Genomic DNA, 4109 nt, shown 5'->3' on the forward strand with positions numbered 1-4109 from the left:
TGCATGGCGCGCTGCTCGTCCGTTCGGCTAACGCTGCCAGTCAAAACGACTTCGCCGGCTGGAAGCCGGCGAAGAGGACTGAGACGCTACAACTGAGCAGGTTCAAACAAAATACATACGCTCAGACAGGAGCTCCTGAACGAACCGGTTTTGATCAAGCACGGCTGCTTAAATGGCGGCTGTGTCCGAATCCGAACCCGGCGCACGAGTCACCCGATGCGACACGATGCGCTCACCAATACGCTTAAACGCGAGCCAGTGCTGCTCGATGAAACCATCGCCGTAATTGCGTCCGGGCTTGTCGGCCACAGCCAGCTGATCGCGAATGCCGGTCGGCTCGAGCTCCCGGTTCCACGAAACACTTCTGAACATCATGTCCCACCACGGTAGCAGCACGCCGAAGTTGCATCCGTACGTAGTGCCCTCGTGACCATAGCCAATGGCATGGTGCCGCCGATGGAACGTCGGACTGACAAGCAAGCGCTCGCCAAGCCAGCCGAAGTGCATCCGGATATTCGCGTGCTGCACGCTTTGCATCAGGTTGGTGATTGCGACGAGCACCACGAACTGCGACGGTTGCACACCAATTACCAATGCCACAGCGGCGAAAAAGCCCGCTTGCATGATGTTGTCGAGCAGATGATTCCGGTCGTCGGTCCACAGCGACATCTTTTGCTGGCTGTGATGGACCGCGTGCAATTCCCACCAGATGCCAATCCGGTGCTCCATACGGTGATACCAATACCCGGCGAAATCGAGCACGACGAGGTAAATAACGAACGCGACGATCGGCTGAGATGTAACGCCCGGCCAAAGATTGTCAAGTTCGATATTGGCGATGTTATGCAGCCGCAGCCAACTTTGAAAACCGTCGAAGAATGGCTGGAAAGTGAAGAAGAAGAACAGGTTCAGGATGCCCAGTTTGACGATCCACGTATACAGCGCGTCCACACGCACGCCTTTCCTGTTCTGCCACTTTTCGGCGGGCCGCAACGCCTCAAGCGGTCGCAGGATCGCGTACATCACCAGCACTTCGAGCACGCCCACGATCACCCAATAAAGCGCGTCATAGGTGTCTTCGTCGTAACCCATCAGGCCGACCTTGAACAGGAATGGCTGCACGATGTCGATGTACAGCCACGTCTGTAGTGTCGAGACGAACGTGTCGAACAGGGAAAAAATGGAATGAAACATGGTGCTCCGTAACCGTTACCGGGCACCGCCGCTTAACCCTGGCAGCGCCCTCAACCTTCAACTCAAGCCCTTCTTCGTCCGTCGATCTCAGCCGCCATTCGGGCCTGTCACCGGCGCGCGGTCGAAAAAGTAAATGCCATGCGGAGAACGGCCCACGGCGATGGTCTGAATCAACTTGCGATTTGTCAGATCAATAATTCCAACTTTCTTCGCAAACCGGAACGTAACCCAAAGATAACGTTTGTCAGCGGAAAGTTCCATATCGTCCGGGCCGGGCAGCAAACCTGTGATGTCGCCGATATTCGTCAAAGTGTCTTGATCGATGATGCTGATCGTACTCGCAACCCGGTTCGACACCACCACATGCTTGCTGTCCGCCAGCGAGCGGAAGTTGTGGGCGCCGTTACCCGTCTTGATCGTCTTCACGATTTTCTGGTTGCGCCAGTCCACCACCGCAACGTAGTCCGCGCCCGTCATGCCGACCAACATGTATTTGTCGCCGGGCGTCATCCAGAGGCCGGCAGGCACAGGGCCGACCTTCATCTTCCATTTCACCGTTTGCGTTGCCAGGTCGATTGCCGCCACTTCGCCGGACACCTGCAACGAGATGAACGCCGTCTTGCTGTCATTCGTGAACGCAATGTGGCTAGGCATGACCGCCAGCGGTATGCGCTTCGCGATCGAGATATTCGCGCCGTCATAACGGTAGATATCCAGCCTGTCGAGTCGCAAGCCAGTTGACACGAACCACTTCTTGTCCGGCGAAAAACCGACCTGATAGGGATCCTCGATGCTTTCAACCCAGCGTTGCGGCTTGCCCGTTTTCGGGTCGACGAACATCAGATTGTTCGACACCGAATTCGCCACGATCAGCGACGCATTGTCAGGCGTCGCCATCAAATGGTGCGGCTCCTTGCCGGTCGGAATGGTCGACACAACCTGGCGGGTCGCTTCGTCGATGAGACTCAGCGTGGCCTCGCCGGAATTCAGCACGATCACGTTGTTGGCGTGAACCGGCGCAGTAAAGGAAAAAGCAGCGATCAATGCCGCAGTAGCAGCAGTCGCGCGAGAGAAACGAGTACGGAGAGAATTGCGCATGAAAACTCAGGTCGAAAAACAGTCGCCATTGTAGAACGTTTGCGTCGATCAGAGTGTTGATCCAGAACGGGTTTTTGGCATTTTTCGACATGGACGCCGCAAATGTCCCGGAAGTCGGTCCGAAGAATTTATCAAGGCCGCGCTCGATACAAAATCACACACAAATAAGGCGCGCCGAAGCAGAAAAAATACGCGACAAAAAATGATCATTTTTAAATTTAATTTGCAATCCAAACTATCTTCTCTTCATTCCGTTCAATTTAGGAAAGATCGTGTATTTCGAAAACGCGATAACCGCGATCATCCCCACCTTCTGAGTCCGAACGTAGCAATGCAGGAAGGCTGTCCGACGCCCGAGCGGGCCAGAACTTTACGAGGCGGGAGATCCTCGTTCCAAGGAACCATCGCGCCCAGATGTCCCCTCATTATTTTGGTCGGGCGTTAGCGCGACGCTTTCCATCGATCAACCCGACATGTACTTGTCAAATTGTTAGACATCCTTCTTTCATGAATAGAATCTTTAAAGCAGTCTGGAACGAATCAACCGGCACGTGGGTCGCCGCTTCCGAGACGTCGAAGTCGAAGACCAAGCGGTCTTCGGCGCGCAAGCTCGTGATCGTGCAAGCGGTGATGGTCGGTGGCTTTCTTGCGGGATCGGCGGCTCATGTGCAGGCCGCCGATCCATGGGTTGCGGCTGGTGACAACAACTTCACCGACTCAGTTGCTGCCGGCGCAACGGCGTGGGCGCTAGGGGATCAGGCTACCGCTATTGGCTCCGGGGCATTGGCTTTCAAAGACTCCATAGCCGTCGGATATAACTCCACCGCCAATTTGGAGAACGCTGTCGCTGTCGGCGCCAATTCTTTTGCTGGGCCCAACGCAATGGCCGTTGGTACGGGCTCCCATGCCACAACCGCTTCAATGGCCATTGGAAACAACGCCTCATCTGACGGAGCACAGTCGACCGCCGTAGGCGAAAATTCCATGGCGTCGGCCAGCGGGGCAACCGCCGTCGGTGCTTCCGCAATGGCACAAGGTGCGAATAGTGTTGCTGCGGGTAAGTTCTCCACCGCAACGGGCGTCAATTCGGTTGCGCTCGGCATGAACGCGATCTCGGCAGACAACGCTGTAGCCGTTGGCCCCACCGCCGCCGCTACTGCTGACAATGCAGCGGCTATTGGCACCAATGCCAGGGCGAGCGGCGTCGACTCAATCGCCTTCGGCAATAGCGCTTTGGCTAGCGGCGCACAGTCGACCGCCGTGGGCGCGAATGCCATGGCGTCGGTCGACGGAGCAACCGCCGTCGGTAATTCAGCAGTCGCACAAGGTGCGAATAGCGTAGCTGCCGGCAAGTTATCCACCGCAGCAGGCGTCAATTCGGTTGCGGTCGGCATGAACTCGATCTCGGCAGACAACGCTGTAGCCGTTGGCCCCGCCGCCGCTGCTACTGCTGACAATGCAGCGGCTATTGGCACCAATGCCAGGGCGAGCGGCGTCGACTCAATCGCCTTCGGCAATACCGCCTTGGCTAGCGGCGCACAGTCGACCGCCGTGGGTGCAAATGCCATGGCGTCGGTAGACGGAGCCACCGCCGTCGGTAATTCAGCAGTCGCACAAGGTGCGAATAGCGTAGCTGCGGGCAAGTTCTCCACCGCAGCAGGCGTCAATTCGGTTGCGGTCGGCATGAACGCGATCTCGGCAGACAACGCTGTAGCCGTTGGCTTTGCCGCCGCTAGTGCGGAAAATGCAGCGGCCATTGGCACCAATGCCAGGGCAATCGGCGTCGACTCAATCGCCTTCGGCAATAGCGCCTCAGC

Annotated in this window: 3 protein-coding genes; 1 reads left to right on the forward strand and 2 read right to left on the reverse strand. The window is 57.0% G+C overall.

From position 1 onward, the window contains the following. Nucleotides 1-168: 168 nt before the first annotated feature. The gene (locus tag JWR14_RS38450; protein WP_299720083.1) at nucleotides 169-1194 is read right to left on the reverse strand and encodes a sterol desaturase family protein; all 1026 of its coding nucleotides are present in this window, start codon (nucleotides 1192-1194) and stop codon (nucleotides 169-171) included. Nucleotides 1195-1281: 87 nt separating this feature from the next. Beyond that, nucleotides 1282-2292: a beta-propeller fold lactonase family protein gene (locus tag JWR14_RS38455; RefSeq protein WP_299720085.1), complete on the reverse strand. Its 1011-nt coding sequence runs from the start codon at nucleotides 2290-2292 to the stop codon at nucleotides 1282-1284. A gap of 507 nt (nucleotides 2293-2799) precedes the next feature. On the opposite strand from JWR14_RS38455, the gene JWR14_RS38460 reads away from it, so the two are divergent. Further along, nucleotides 2800-4109 (forward strand): ESPR-type extended signal peptide-containing protein (locus JWR14_RS38460; RefSeq protein ID WP_299720087.1); only part of this gene is annotated, 1310 nt, incomplete at its 3' end.

It is taken from the genome of Caballeronia sp., assembly GCF_028292365.1.
Taxonomy (GTDB): domain Bacteria; phylum Pseudomonadota; class Gammaproteobacteria; order Burkholderiales; family Burkholderiaceae; genus Caballeronia.